The sequence below is a fragment of the Pseudomonas sp. NPDC087804 genome (assembly GCF_044742965.1).
In the GTDB taxonomy this organism is placed as follows: domain Bacteria; phylum Pseudomonadota; class Gammaproteobacteria; order Pseudomonadales; family Pseudomonadaceae; genus Aquipseudomonas; species Aquipseudomonas rustica.
This window is the reverse complement of the sequence record NZ_JBIUVN010000022.1, coordinates 1-14,496: the sequence shown is the minus strand read 5'-3', so window position 1 is coordinate 14,496 and position 14,496 is coordinate 1. Positions and strand designations below refer to the sequence as shown.

The following is a 14,496-nucleotide window of genomic DNA, read 5'->3' as shown; positions in this document are numbered from 1 at the left end:
TCAGACACTTTGTCGCGCTTTTGAGCATTTCGTCGCAATTCGCAAAAAAGGCCTAATCTTTGGCGCGCCCCGGTCGAAACAAGAGCAGCGCAAAGCCTCCCTGTGTGGCAAATTGCCGCCCTTTCTTGATCAGCCCCTTCGCGGTAGCTCATTCGATGACCAGAAACATGAAATTCAGCCACAAGATTTTGTTGGCTGCCGCCCTCGTGGTGGCCGTTGCGTTCGCCTGTTTCATTTTCTTCAACGACTATCGACAGCGCGAAGCGCTGAGCACCAGCACCGAAGCGTCGATGCAGGAACTGGGCAGCCTGACCACCAGCAACATCCAGACCTGGCTGGAAAGCCGCATTCAATTGCTGCAATCGATGTCCCAGCAAGTGGTTGTCGACGGCAATGCCCCGGCCAGTCTGAAACGCATCATCGACCTGCCCGCCTACACCGGTAATTTCCAGCTCAGCTACTTCGGTGGTGCCGACGGCGTGATGTTCTCCGTGCCGGCCGGCAACCGCGCGCCGGATTACGACCCGCGCGCACGCGGCTGGTATAAAGCGGCGAACAGCGCGCAGCAGACTATCGTCACCGAACCGTACATCGCCGCCTCCTCGGGCAAACTGGTGATCACCGTCGCCACCCCGGTGCAGCGCCAGGGGCAGATGCTCGGCGTCGCCGGTGCCGACATTGATCTGACCAGCGTCAGCGCGATCATCAACTCGCTGAACTTCGGCGGTCACGGTCACGCATTCATCGTCAGCGCCGACGGCAAGATCCTGATTCACCCGGACAGCAAACTGGTGCTCAAGACCCTCGCCGAGGCCTACCCGAACGGTGCGCCGAAAGTCACTCAGGGTCTGAAGGAAGTCGAGTTCGACGGCAAGACGCAGTTGATCTCCTTCACCCACGTCAACGGTGTGCCATCTGCCGACTGGTACGTGGCGCTGGTGTTCGATAAAGACACCGCGTTCGCCATGCTCAGCGAATTCCGCACCTCGGCACTGATCGCTATGGTCATCGCCGTAGTGATCATCATCGCCCTGCTCGGCATGCTCATCCGCGTGTTGATGCAGCCGCTGCTGACCATGGGTCGCGCCATGCACGACATCGCCGAAGGTGAAGGCGATCTGACCAAACGTCTGGTGATCCACGGCAACGATGAATTCGGCGCGCTGGGCACTTCGTTCAACCGTTTTGTTGAGCGCATCCACACCTCGATCCGCGAAGTGTCCTCGGCCACCGGCCAGGTCAACGAAGTCGCCCTGCGCGTGGTCGCGGCGTCGAACTCGTCGATGTACAACTCGGATCAGCAAGCCACCCGCACCAACAGCGTCGCCGCCGCGATCAATCAGCTCGGCGCCGCCGCGCAAGAAATCGCCCAGAACGCCGCCCTCGCCTCGCAGCATTCCAGCGATGCGCGCAGCCTCGCGGTGGACGGTCAGCAGGTGGTGGATAAAACCATTTCGGCCATGCAACAGCTGTCGGCGAAGATCAGCGACTCCTGCGGCAACATCGAAACGCTGAACGCCAACACGGTGAACATCGGCCAGATTCTCGAAGTGATCACCAGCATTTCCCAACAGACCAACCTGCTCGCGCTCAACGCCGCGATCGAAGCGGCGCGTGCCGGTGAAGCCGGTCGTGGTTTTGCCGTGGTTGCCGATGAAGTACGCAACCTCGCGCACCGCACTCAGGACTCGGCGCAGCAAGTACAGAAGATGATCGAAGAACTGCAGGTCGGCGCACGTCAGGCGGTCAGCATCATGACCGAGAGCCAGCGCGAGAGCGAAAGCAGCGTCGGCATCGCCAATCAGGCTGGTGAGCGTCTGGGCAGCGTGACTCAGCGTATCGGCGAGATTGACGGGATGAACCAGTCGGTGGCGACCGCGACTGAAGAGCAGACGGCGGTGGTTGAGTCGATCAACGTGGATATCAACGAGATCAACACGCTGAATCAGGAAGGTGTGGAGAACTTGCAGGCGACGTTGCGGGCTTGCTCGGATCTGGAACAGCAGGCGGCGCGGTTGAAGCAGTTGGTGGGTAGTTTCCGCATTTAAGGATCAAAAGATCGCAGCCTGCGGCAGCTCCTACATAGATCGAGTTCACTGTAGGAGCTGCCGTAGGCTGCGATCTTTTTTGGGATCAGAACCGCGAACCCGGTTCGGAAAGAAACACCAACTCCTCCGCCGTAGACTCCCGCCCCAACACCGCATTGCGATGCGGAAACCGGCCAAACCGCGCGATCACTTTCTGATGCCGTTCGGCATAATCCAGGTTATCGGCAAACACCGCGCGCTGCGCTTCCGGCTGTTCAGCCACCAGTTCGATAAACCTGGAAACGGCTTCGTTCTGCACCGCGAGGTTTTCGCAGTGTTCGAACACCAGATAAATAAACACTCGCTGGATCGGTTTCAACTGCCGATCAAAATCCGCGGCAATGCCTTGGGCGACAAGTTTCTGCGCGCGCAGATCACCGGAAAATGCTTTGGGGGTGTCGCGAAAGATCATTCGCGGCAATTGATCGAGCAGTAACACCAGCGCCAGCCAACCTTCTGGACGTTGCGTCCACTCGGTCAATTCGCCGGCCAGGGCCTGATCGACAAAGACCCCGAAACGCGTCTGCGCTTCGAGGTCTTGGCTGTCTCGCTTACCGAACCACAACTTGCCCTTGTCAGCCGAAATGTCGTCCGGGGATTCGGCATGTCCGAACCACCAATCGAGCAACGGCTGCCAAGGCGCGGTCATGGTTTATTCCTTGTGGTAGGCCGTCGCGCGGGCGACTTCTTCTTTCGAGCCGAGGAACACCGCTACGCGCTGGTGCAGGCCTTCGGGCTGGATGTCGAGGATGCGCTGGTGACCGTCGGTGGACGCGCCGCCCGCTTGTTCGACGAGGAACGACATCGGGTTGGCTTCGTACATCAGACGCAGTTTGCCTGGCTTGGATGGCTCACGGCTGTCGCGCGGGTACATGAACAGACCGCCACGGGTCAGGATGCGGTGTACGTCGGCAACCATCGCCGCGACCCAACGCATGTTGTAGTTCTTTTTCAGCGGACCTTCTTCACCGGCCAGCAGCTCGCCAACGTAACGTTGTACTGGGGCTTCCCAGTGACGCTGGTTGGACATGTTGATGGCGAATTCCTGGGTCGATTCAGGAATGGTGATGTCTTCGTGGGTGAGCACGAAGCTGCCCATTTCGCGGTCCAGAGTGAAGCCTTTGACGCCGTCGCCCAGGGTCAGCACCAACATGGTTTGCGGGCCGTAGATTGCGTAACCGGCGGCAACTTGCTGAGTACCTGGCTGCAGGAACGCTTTCTCGTTCAGCGGCTCGTTCTGGCTCAGGTATTCGTTCGGGCAACGCAGTACCGAGAAGATGGTGCCGACCGGGGCGTTGATGTCGATGTTCGACGAGCCGTCCAGTGGGTCGAATACCAGCAGGTACGCGCCTTTCGGGTATTTACCCGGGATCTGATAGGCATTGTCCATTTCTTCGGACGCCATGCCGGCCAGGTGACCGCCCCATTCGTTGGCTTCGAGGAGGATCTCGTTGGAGATCACGTCGAGTTTCTTCTGCACTTCGCCTTGGACGTTTTCAGTGCCCATGCTGCCCAGAACACCACCCAGGGCGCCTTTGGACACGGCGTGGCTGATTTCTTTGCAAGCACGCGCGACCACTTCGATCAGGAAACGCAGATCGGCAGGAGTGTTATTGCTGCGGGTCTGCTCAATCAAATAGCGACTCAGGGTAACGCGGGACATGGACGGCTCCGGTGGAATGGGGGGCTAAAAACCCGCGCAGTTTACAGGGAGTCTGAAACCGTAGCGAGCGAAGACGCCCGGTAACGTGCGTTGGGGTGTAATTGCCTGCATGAGACGTGATTGTCGGTGGAGAGTTCAGGTAGCGGATTTAGCGTAGTCCGGTTCGGGACGGATGGTGCAGGGTGGGCGCGACAGTTTGTGGATTTTTGTTGTTTGGGAAAACGCTATCGCGAGCAGGCTCACTCCTACAGTTGATGGTATTCCAACTGAAGAAATGCGTTCCCCTGTAGGAGTGAGCCTGCTCGCGATCGGGTGCACAGCACCCGCTTTTTCAGGATTTAGCGGGAGGCTTGCGCAACAAGCTAAACGCCATAGCGCCAAGGAACACCACACTCAGCAACAACACCGCCCACAACCCGATCTTCTTCCAATTGGTCTCCGCCACAGCCGCCGTGGTCGCCGTCGAAGTCTGCGTCGCCACCACTTCCCCCTGCACCGCAGCCTTACCCAACCCCGCCAACTTCTCCGGTTTGAAATCCGGAATCAGCGTCGCCAACGGCAGATTCGCCGTTTTCACCGTCGCATTGCCCACCGCCAGACTGTACGGCCCCTCGCCGCGCGCAAGGAAAATAACCTGGGTCGCGCGCACTGCATATTTCAGGCTCGGCGCCTGCTCACTCAGACCACCGCCGCGCTCATCCACCGTCAACTTCAACTGCTGCACGGTTTGCCCGTAGAGCTGCAATTCGTTCTGCACCACGTCCTGGCCATTCTGCGTCAGGCGATACAGCAAACCGTTGCTCAGTTCCTGCCACGGCAAGCTGCTTTCGCGGCGCCCGGCCAGTGTCACCGGCGCCAGACTGTTCGGTTGTTTCAGCTCGACCTGCACGCGCTCGACGTTCAGCCCCATGGGCAACTGCCAGCTGTACTCGCCAGCCTTGGTGCTGCTGCCAGCCAACGCTTGCGACCAGACCAACGGCAGCGGAACGTTACGCGGATCGCTGCTTTTCAACTGTGCCGAGGTGATGGTCGGCGCCGAACTCGGCGAATCCCACAACAGGCGCAAATAGCGCGCGGATTGCCCCGGCAACGTCACTTCATGCTGCTCGATGCGCTCATCGGAAAACGTCAGGCGCGCGACCTGGCCTTCGCCCCACGGCTGCCAGTGCTGCAAGTCATCACTGGCTTCAATGCTGAAACGCTGAAAGCCATCGCGCTCGCTGGTCCAGTCGAGGATCAATTGCTGCAACGGCGCCTTGATCGCGCTGGCATCGAGCAGCCAACCGCGCAGCACTTCCTCGCCCGCTTCCAGCTGACTCGACGGCTGCACTTCGACCAGCGTGCCGTTGGTGGTCGACTGCACGCGCACGTTCGGCACGTGTTCATTCGAATCGGCGGCGTTGTACAGCGGGAACCACTTCACCTCGTGCAACTGACCGTCATCGCGGGTCTGTGCCGATTCGCGCGCCAAGGCGTACGCCTGCGCTTCGCCGGCGGCGTTGAACACGCGCAGGTCACTGAGATCGGTCTGGCGCGCCTGCAATTGCACACTCAGTGGCAGTTCGAGGCGATACCACGGCCCGTCGCCGCTGACCGACAGCGGCACTTGCGTGGCGAAGTCCGCCGGTTTTTCCTGAGCGCCGGCAGCCATCACCACACCCAACGCCAACCAACCCAGATTCAGCATGCGACTCAAGATGAAACTCCTTCGGTGTCCGGGGCCGGTTTGTCCGCCGCCGGGTCAGCGTCGACGCGTTTGGGCGGCAGCGGCGCGAAATAGCCGACCACCAGCAGCAACACGCCCACGCCGATAAACGAGACGATCCGGGCGAGGCCGCCACGGTTGCTCAATTCGACAAAAATCAGTTTGGCCACGACCAGCGCAATCAGCGCCGCGCCGATCAGCCACACTTCGCGACGATGACGCAGATGCCCGCCGATCATCAGCCCCAGCGCCATCAGCGTCCAGACGATGGACAAGCCCGCCTGCACCAGCATCGAAGCGAGCAGCGTATCCAGCTCAAACGGAATCCCCGCCCAATGGTGCGCGGCGCGGGTGACCAACGCCGTGCAGAAGGCGAACAGCGAAACCCCGGCGATCAATTGCGTCGCGTATTCGGCGTAGTCCTGACGAATCGACAGCTGCGAAACCGCACTGCGCGACCACACATAAACGCCGAACAGCGCGAACAGCAAACCCAACTCCAACGGGTTGAGCAGCGGCACGTACGGCAACGGTTCGGCATTGCCATCGCTGACGCCATTCGCCAGCCAGAACCACGCGAGCATCAGCACCGCCAACGGCGCAGCGGCGTACAAGCGGTACTCGCGGGCAAACGCTGCGACCGGCCACGGCCAATTGCGCGGTGCCGCCGCCATCAACAGATACAGGCTTGGCAGAATCGCCCAGCCCAACCAGCGCCAGGCGTTGTATTGCTCGGACAACAACAGCAGGCCGTAGCGCAATTCCAGCGCCAGAACACCGATCAGCAGCCAGCAGCCGAGCACATGCGCGGTGCTCAAAGCGCGCGCCGGCAACATCGGCGCCAAGCGGCGCAGACTGAAGAAATGCACGGCGAACACTGCCGCCCACGCCAGCCAACCGAAATCGGCCGCCGGGTGATAACGCGAATGCCAGGCAGCGAGCAACACCAGCCCCGCCGCCGGAATCAGCAAGGTGCAAAGCAAACCCAGCGCCGGCCATTTCAGGCGCAGCGACAACACCGTCCACAACGCCACGCTCACCGCTGCAACCAACAGCAGCAACGTGCCTTGCAGATTCGGCGTAGCAAAACGCAGCACTTCACTGACCCACGCCAGCGCCCACCAACCCGCGCCCCACACCAGCAAAACTTCGGACAAACGCTGCAAACTCAACGCATCGAATGCCGAAGCGTGATTGCCCAGTTGCAGGCGCCACGCACCGATCATCGCGGCCAGCCCCAGCACCAGCGGCGTCCAGAATCCGCCGTGGGCCAACGGTTTCAGTCCTTCGCTGGACAGCGGCCCGAGCAGCTCGGGACCTGCGAACAGAAACGCCGCGCCACCAATCAACTGCAATAAAAGACCGAAGACAAAACTCACACGCTGCTTGAGGTACAGGCTCAGCCAGATAATCAATAAACCACTCGCGGCCCACACCGCGCTCGCGGTTTGCCACGGCAGCACGAACAGCACCGCCAGATTGATCAGCACCAGACCGGCCAGCAACACCACCGACAAACCACGCAGCAGGCGCACATCGCTGCGCACCATTTCATCGCGAGCCGCCAACAGCATGCCGGCGATCAACGCCAGACCAATCAGCGAAGCACTGAGCAAACCGCTCCAACCGGCGCTGAACACCGCCGCTGAATCCTCGCCCGCGCCCTGCAGACGCAAGAGGAACAACGCGCCGCCGAGCAATTGCACGGCAAACGCGGTGAACAGGAACGTGCGCGACTGAATCCGCAGGCCGACGAACAACGTCACCAACCCGGCCAGCGCCCAACTGATCGCCGTGCCCTGCGTGAAGAAAAACAGCGGCGCCAGCAGGTAGAGAAAGGTCAGGCCCAGACAGGCCAACACTGGCAGGCCTTGGCGCTCCCATGGCGAAGTCTGCTCCGCCGAGGCCTTGCGCAGTTGATAAAAGCTGAACAGCAAAGCGCTGCCGAGCATCAACGCGCCGAGCGGTGCACCGTCGAGCAAGCTGCTTTCGCCAACCCGCAACTGACTGAGAAACGCCAACGCCGAGCCCAGTTGCAGCAGCAACGCGAACGCCCGCGCAAACGGTCGATGCTGACGCAGACCGAGCCAGAAAATCCCCGCACCTTCCACGGCCCACGCCGCCGAGGTCCAGCGAGCATCCAGCCCCAGCGGAATCGCCAGACTGGCGAAAATCACCCCGAGCGCCAGACAGGTTTCGCCCAGCAACGCCGCGCGGCCACCCATCAACACCTTGGCCAGCGCCATGTAAATCATGCCGAGTGCCAGCGCGCTGAACGCGGCGGCGAACTCCAGATGCTGCACCAACGCAAACTGCAATCCGAAACCAATGATCGGCGGGGCGAACAGCATCGTCCCGTCGACGTAATCGCCCTTGCGCGCCGACCAGTGCAGCAAGGCATCACGGTCACCGTCCGCAGTGGCATCGGGCATATCGAGCAATTTGCGTCGGGCAAACAACAGGCCGATGGCGAGGTACATCAGGAAGAACAGAATCAGAAACGGCTCGGTGCTCCACAACAACTCCGGCGCATACGAACGCAGGCCCCAGGCGAAACCGATGCCGAAGGTGCCGACGAAGCCGATCAGGTTGAGCAGACGCCAGGCCTTGAACCAGGCGATGGTGAGAATGCCGGCGTTGAGCAACGCGAAATAACTGAACAGCGCGACATGGTTACCGGCGCCGGTCGAGGTCAGGATCGGCGCGGCGAAACCGCCTAATGCGGCTGCGGCAGCCAGGCCCAGCGCATCCTGGGTGATCGCCAGAATCGCCGAGAACACCGTGACCGCGACCAGCAAGCCCAGCGCGGCAGAAGGATCGAGCAGCGGATGCAGACGCATCGCCGCAAACACCGTCAGGTACAACACCGCGATCCCGGTGCCTTGCAGCATCAATGCGTAATAGCTGTTGCGATTGCGTAGCCACCAGCCCAGCGCGAGCAAGCCCAGCGCGGCGGCTGCGACACCGGCGTAACGCATCTCGATCGGCACGACCATGCCTTCGGTGGCGTAGCGCAGCAGGAACGCCAGACCGAAAAACAACAACACCACGCCGACGCGCAGCACGGTGTTGCCGCCGAACAGCCAATTACGCGCAGCACTGATGCCGCGCTCGATGAGGTTCGGGCCACGGGGTTCGGCGGGTTTTTGTGGTTCCGGAGTAACGGCGTCGAGATTCCAGACATCGGCGGGCAGCGGTTGGCTGGTTTCGCTGGCGACGGCGGAAATCGGTTCGAGTTCGGGGGGCAACTCCCAGACCAGTTCCGGTGCGGGGGCTTCTTCGACGGTTTTGATGGGGTCTGCGACGGGTTCGGGAACTGGCGCGGTATTCGGTGGCGTCGCGGCACGAACCGGCGCGCCTTCCAGCAGAAACAGCCGCTGCTCAACGCCCTGTAACGCGACTTTCGCCTGTTCAAGTTGCTGCTGTTGCTCAGCCGCTTGCGAGCCAAGCCGCGCAATGCGCAGCGTCTGCCCGATCACCAGCCCCAGCAACGCGCCCAACAGCGCATCACTGAACGACTCGTCGAGCAGCCAGCCGAGCACCAGCCCGATCAACATGAACATCCATTGCATGGTCGATATCCCTAAGCGGCCCCGTGGCGGGGCGAGTCCGGCAATTGCCTCAGTCTAGGCACAAACCCCTTGTGGGAGCGGGCTTGCTCGCGAAGAGGTCGTGTCAGTCGAAATTAATGCTGACTGAACCACCGCTTTCGCGAGCAAGCCCGCTCCCACAGGGGAAGTGTGGTGACTGTAGCTTCCGGTAACCGGCGCTCAGTATATCGATGCGGCCCAACAAACGTTGGGACTTGCGTAGATTTGTTGCGGAAAGTTACTCCAGCGCTTTCCAGATCTCCGTGGCGTACTCACGAATCGTCCGGTCTGACGAGAACCAGCCCATCCGCGCCGTGTTGAGCACCGCCGAACGCCACCAGTTGTTGCTGTCGTGCCAATGCGCTTCAACGCGTTTCTGCGCTTCCCAGTACGAGTCGAAATCAGCGCAGACCAGAAAGCGGTCGTAATCCACCAGCGAGTCGATCAACCCGGTGTAGCGCGAAGTATCGTCCGGCGAGAACACCCCACTGCGGATCGCTTGCAGCACATCGTTCAGACGATGCGACGCGGCGATGTCCGGCAAAGCGCTGAACTCGTGGTTCTGTTTACGCGCCTCAACCTGCTGCGCGCTGAGACCAAAGATAAACATGTGCTCGGCGCCGATGCGCTCGCACATTTCCACGTTGGCGCCGTCCAGCGTGCCGATAGTCAGCGCGCCGTTGAGGCCGAACTTCATGTTGCTGGTGCCCGAGGCCTCGAAACCTGCAGTGGAGATCTGCTCGGACAAGTCCGCCGCCGGAATAATGCTCTCCGCCAGACTGACGTTGTAGTTGGGCAGGAACACCACTTTCAGCAGGCCACGCACCGTCGGATCGTTATTCACCACCCGCGCAATGTCGTTGGTCAGTTTGATGATCAGTTTGGCCTGGTGATAACTCGCCGCCGCTTTACCGGCGAAGATTTTCACCCGTGGCACCCAGTCGACTTCCGGCTCGGCGCGAATCGCCTGATACAACGCCACGGTGTGCAGCAGGTTGAGCAGCTGGCGTTTGTATTCGTGGATCCGTTTGACCTGCACGTCGAACATCGCCGCCGGATTGACGGCAATGCCCAAGCGTTCATGAATCAGATAAGCCAGCGCTTTTTTGCTGTGCAGGCGCTGTTCGGCGAAAGCTTTGCGGAACGCGGGCTTCTCGGCGAACGGTTCAAGATCGAGCAAGCGCTCCTCCGCGTTATCCAGCAGATCCGGGCCCAATGCGTCGACCAGCATCGAGGTCAGTTCCGAGTTGGCCTGATACAGCCAGCGGCGGAAAGTAATGCCGTTGGTTTTGTTGTTGATCCGCTCCGGGTAGAGCTTGTGCAGTTCGGCGAACACGGTTTTACGCATCAGCTGCGTGTGCAATCCGGATACACCGTTGACGCTGTGCGAACCGAGGAACGCGAGGTTGCCCATGCGCACGCGGCGACCGTTGTCTTCTTCGATCAGCGACACGGCGCGGAGCACGTCGAAATCGTGAATGCCTTTGGCCCGCAGCGAATCGATGTGCTGGGCGTTGATCAGGTAAATGATCTGCATGTGCCGGGGCAGCATGCGTTCCATCAGGCCCACCGGCCAGGTTTCCAGCGCTTCCGGCAGCAGCGTGTGGTTGGTGTACGACAGCGTATCGACCGTCACTTGCCACGCCGCGTCCCACGCCACGTCGTAGACGTCGACCAGTTGTCGCATCAGTTCGGCGACGGCGATTGAAGGGTGGGTGTCGTTGAGCTGGATCGCCGCGTGATCGCCCAGGGTCAGCACCGAGGTGTGCATGTTGCGATGGCGACGCAGCAGATCCTGCAACGAGGCGGCGACGAAGAAGTATTCCTGACGCAGGCGCAGCTCTTGCCCTGCTTCGGTGCTGTCTGCCGGGTAGAGCACGCGCGAGATACTTTCGGCGCGAGCAACCTCGGCGACGGCGCCCAAGTGGTCACCGGCGTTGAAGCGCTCAAGGTGCAAATCTTCCATGGCGCGGGCACGCCACAGACGCAGCGTATTAACGCTTGCCCCGCGCCAGCCGACCACCGGCGTGTCGTAAGCGATCGCGCGGACGGTTTCTGCCGGCGACCAGACTTGTTTGGATTTTCCAGAAGCATCGGTGACGGTTTCTACGCTGCCGCCGAAGCCGATGGAGTAGACGACCTCTGGCCGCTCAAACTCCCACGGGTTACCGAAATCCAGCCAGTGCTCGGTCTGCTCCTGTTGCCAGCCATCGACGATGGCCTGGCGGAACAAACCGTGTTCATAACGAATGCCGTAACCGTGGCCGGCGATGCCGAGGGTCGACATGCTTTCCATAAAGCACGCCGCCAGACGACCGAGGCCGCCGTTGCCGAGCGCCGCATCGGGCTCCAGCAAGCGAATGCGTTCCAGATCGACACCGAGTTCGGTCAACGCTTCACGGGCGACGTCGAGCAGACCAAGGTTGCTCAGGCTGTCGTAGAGCAAACGGCCGATGAGAAATTCCAGCGAGAGGTAATACACCCGCTTCTGGCCTTTGCGGTAGATCTGCCGGGTGTGATCCATCCAGTGCTCGACCATGTGATCACGCGCAGCCAAAGCGATGGCTTCGAACCAGTCATGGTCGAAGGCGTGATCAGGGTCTTTGCCCACCGCGTAGGTGAGTTTGGTCAGGACGGCATCGCGGAATGCGGCCACCTCTGCTTCGCGAACTAGTGGTTCTTGAGTCATCAATGGGACCTCGAGCGAGCGGGAATTGTCTGAGCCTAGACGGTCTGACCGACGGTGAGGGCTCTGGTTCGGCAGTATTTCCTGAGACGGTGAGATGCCCCGGCATAACCCTGGCGGCTGGGCTAATGAATGCAGGGGCCGTGCCGAATTGTCCGGCAATGTGCCTGTATCGAGAAAAAATCTGGCGAAAGGTTGTTCAAAAATCCACCAGTCCCGGTATGATCGCGCGCCCTGATGCACACACGCCTGGTAACTCCCGATGATGAAGCCCAACCTGATTGCCGCCGCCGAGATCGATCGTCTCGATACGTGGGCAAAATATTCAGCCCCGATGTGCGGTTCCTGCATATCTAGCTGCTGCACGCTGCCGGTTGAGGTGAAAATCAAGGATCTGGTGCGCATCGGTGTGGTCGACGAGTTCGAACTCGGTGACCCGCCGAAGAACATCGCCAAGCGTTTGCAGAAGGAAGGCCTGGTTGAACGCTTCAATCAGAAGTCCGGCATCTTCACCCTGCAGCGCATGAGCAACAACGATTGCTACTACCTGGATCGTAAGAGCCGCCTGTGCACCATTTATGACAAGCGCCCGGATACCTGCCGCAATCACCCGAAGATCGGGCCACGTCCGGGGTATTGCGCGTACAAGCCGAAGGAAGTGGTGCGCGAGCAGAATTTCCGCGCGATCGAGAAGTTTTAAAAGCTTACCCTCACCCCAGCCCTCTCCCGGAGGGAGAGGGAGCCGACCGAGGTGTCTGGCGCCATACATCGACCTGAAACACCCAGTCGATTATGGATTCGGTTGAGCCCCACCAAATCGATTTTGGATTCAGCAGAATTCTTTCAAGTCGACGTATCCCCTGAGCATCCCCCATTCAGTCCCCTCTCCCTCCGGGAGAGGGCTAGGGTGAGGGGCTCTTCAGAACTAACAAACTTTCCCCAGACAAACAAAAACGCCCCCGGTCTCTCGACCGGGGGCGTTTTCATTCAGCCTGAACTAATGACTCAGTTTTTGGCTTTCTTGGCAGCGCGGGTACGCTCGCTTTCGTCCAGGATCTTCTTGCGAAGACGGATGGACTTAGGAGTTACTTCGCACAGCTCGTCTTCCTGGATGTATTCCAGAGCCTGTTCCAGAGTGAACTTCACTGGTGGAACCAGAGCGATGGTTTCGTCTTTACCCGAAGCACGCATGTTGTCGAGCTTCTTGCCCTTGGTAGGGTTAACGCCCAGGTCGTTGTCACGGCTGTTCTGACCAACGATTTGACCGTTGTAGATCTCTTGACCGTGTTCTACGAACAGCTTGCCACGAGCCTGCAGGGTTTCCAGCGAGTAGGTCAGTGCCTTACCGGTTTCAACCGAAACCAGAACGCCGTTCTGACGGCCGGACATGTGGCCCGACTTGACGGTGTCGTAACGATCGAAGATCGAGGTCAGGATGCCAGCACCGTTGGTCAGGGTCAGGAACTGGTTACGGAAACCGATCAGACCGCGAGCAGGGATGTTGTATTCCAGACGAACACGGCCCTTACCATCCGGAACCATGTTGGTCAGGTCGCCTTTACGCAGACCCATCTCTTCCATGACCTTGCCCTGCGAATCTTCAGGGATGTCGATGGTCACGTTTTCGAACGGTTCTTGTTTAACGCCGTTCACTTCACGAATGATTACTTCCGGACGGCCCAGGGCCAGCTCGAAGCCTTCGCGACGCATGGTTTCGATCAGTACCGAGAGGTGCAGCTCACCACGGCCGGAAACCTTGAACTTGTCAGCCGAGTCGCCTTCTTCAACGCGCAGTGCAACGTTGTACAGCAGCTCTTTGTCCAGACGATCCTTGATGTTACGGGAGGTCACGAACTTGCCTTCTTTACCGCAGAATGGCGAGTCGTTTACCTGGAAGGTCATCGAAACGGTTGGCTCGTCAACGGTCAGAGGCTTCATCGCCTCAACAGTCAGCGGGTCGCACAGGGTGTCGGAGATGAACAGCGATTCCATACCGCTGATGCAAACGATGTCGCCTGCTGCAGCTTCTTCAACGTCGATACGGTGCAGACCGTGGTGACCCATCAGCTTCAGGATACGACCGTTGCGACGCTTGCCGTCGGCACCGATAGCCACAACCGGGGTGTTCGGCTTGACGCGACCACGAGCGATACGGCCAACGCCGATAACACCCAGGAAGCTGTTGTAGTCCAGTGCGGAGATCTGCATCTGGAACGCGCCTTCACGGTCGACTTTAGGGGCCGGAACGTGATCGACAACCGCTTGGTACAGCGGGGTCATGTCTTCAGCCATGTCGGTGTGATCCAGACCGGCAATGCCGTTCAGGGCCGAGGCGTAAACAACCTGGAAGTCCAGTTGTTCTTCGGAAGCACCGAGGTTGTCGAACAGGTCGAAGATCTGATCCAGAACCCAGTCCGGACGCGCGCCTGGACGGTCAACCTTGTTGATGACCACGATTGGACGCAGGCCGGCTTCGAAAGCCTTCTTGGTCACGAAACGGGTTTGCGGCATAGGGCCGTCTTGAGCGACAACCAGCAGCAGAACGGAGTCAACCATCGACATTACGCGTTCAACTTCGCCGCCGAAGTCGGCGTGGCCCGGGGTGTCCACGATGTTGATGTGGTAGCCGGTCCAGTTGATGGCGGTGTTTTTCGCCAGAATGGTAATACCGCGCTCTTTATCCTGGTCGTTGGATTCCATCACGCGCTCGTCGTTTAGCTCTTTGCGCTCCAGAGTGCCGCATTGTCGCAGGAGTTTTTAAACCA

Annotated in this window: 7 protein-coding genes and 2 pseudogenes; 3 read left to right on the top strand and 6 right to left on the bottom strand. The window is 60.1% G+C overall.

Annotation, left to right across the window (positions count from 1 at the left end):
- Positions 1-155: 155 nt before the first annotated feature.
- Both ACIOMO_RS21535 and ACIOMO_RS21530 read left to right on the top strand, forming a co-directional pair.
- Positions 156-1,190 (top strand): annotated as a pseudogene (locus ACIOMO_RS21535) (cache domain-containing protein); the annotation flags it as partial.
- Between the two features lie 93 nt (positions 1,191-1,283).
- Entirely contained in the window at positions 1,284-2,048 is a 765-nt protein-coding gene (locus tag ACIOMO_RS21530; protein ID WP_371262350.1) for a methyl-accepting chemotaxis protein, read from the top strand.
- A gap of 85 nt (positions 2,049-2,133) precedes the next feature.
- On the opposite strand, the gene ACIOMO_RS21525 is transcribed toward ACIOMO_RS21530, so the two are convergent.
- From ACIOMO_RS21525 to ACIOMO_RS21505, 5 genes are all read right to left on the bottom strand, one after another.
- A complete protein-coding gene (locus ACIOMO_RS21525) occupies positions 2,134-2,736 on the bottom strand; it encodes a DUF924 family protein (protein WP_401243483.1) in 603 nt (200 codons plus the stop codon).
- A gap of 3 nt (positions 2,737-2,739) precedes the next feature.
- Positions 2,740-3,750: a class 1 fructose-bisphosphatase gene (locus tag ACIOMO_RS21520; RefSeq protein WP_007909265.1), complete on the bottom strand. Its 1,011-nt coding sequence runs from the start codon at positions 3,748-3,750 to the stop codon at positions 2,740-2,742.
- 331 nt (positions 3,751-4,081) lie between these two features.
- On the bottom strand, positions 4,082-5,446 hold the full coding sequence (locus ACIOMO_RS21515) for a DUF3999 domain-containing protein (RefSeq protein WP_401243481.1): 1,365 nt from the start codon (positions 5,444-5,446) through the stop codon (positions 4,082-4,084).
- Positions 5,443-9,027, bottom strand: coding sequence for a DUF2339 domain-containing protein (locus ACIOMO_RS21510; protein ID WP_401243479.1), 3,585 nt, complete (start codon positions 9,025-9,027; stop codon positions 5,443-5,445). The genes ACIOMO_RS21515 and ACIOMO_RS21510 overlap by 4 nt, the downstream gene beginning before the upstream one ends.
- 256 nt (positions 9,028-9,283) lie before the next feature.
- Positions 9,284-11,734 carry a glycogen/starch/alpha-glucan phosphorylase gene (locus ACIOMO_RS21505; protein WP_212544798.1) on the bottom strand — a complete coding sequence of 817 codons (2,451 nt, stop codon included), beginning with the start codon at positions 11,732-11,734 and terminating at the stop codon, positions 9,284-9,286.
- Between the two features lie 259 nt (positions 11,735-11,993).
- On the opposite strand from ACIOMO_RS21505, the gene ACIOMO_RS21500 reads away from it, so the two are divergent.
- The gene (locus tag ACIOMO_RS21500) at positions 11,994-12,431 is read left to right on the top strand and encodes a YkgJ family cysteine cluster protein (RefSeq protein ID WP_008080573.1); all 438 of its coding nucleotides are present in this window, start codon (positions 11,994-11,996) and stop codon (positions 12,429-12,431) included.
- Between the two features lie 305 nt (positions 12,432-12,736).
- Here ACIOMO_RS21500 and typA read toward each other — a convergent pair.
- Positions 12,737-14,488 (bottom strand): annotated as a pseudogene (typA, locus tag ACIOMO_RS21495) (translational GTPase TypA); the annotation flags it as partial.
- Between the last annotated feature and the right edge of the window lie 8 nt (positions 14,489-14,496).

Excerpts from the sequence above, each read along its gene's own strand:
- ACIOMO_RS21530 (WP_371262350.1), top strand. The coding sequence starts at position 1,284 with ATGTACAACTCGGATCAGCAAGCCACCCGCACCAACAGCGTCGCCGCC.
- ACIOMO_RS21510 (WP_401243479.1), bottom strand. The coding sequence starts at position 9,027 with ATGCAATGGATGTTCATGTTGATCGGGCTGGTGCTCGGCTGGCTGCTC.
- ACIOMO_RS21520 (WP_007909265.1), bottom strand. The coding sequence starts at position 3,750 with ATGTCCCGCGTTACCCTGAGTCGCTATTTGATTGAGCAGACCCGCAGC.
- ACIOMO_RS21500 (WP_008080573.1), top strand. The coding sequence starts at position 11,994 with ATGATGAAGCCCAACCTGATTGCCGCCGCCGAGATCGATCGTCTCGAT.
- ACIOMO_RS21525 (WP_401243483.1), bottom strand. The coding sequence starts at position 2,736 with ATGACCGCGCCTTGGCAGCCGTTGCTCGATTGGTGGTTCGGACATGCC.
- ACIOMO_RS21505 (WP_212544798.1), bottom strand. The coding sequence starts at position 11,734 with ATGACTCAAGAACCACTAGTTCGCGAAGCAGAGGTGGCCGCATTCCGC.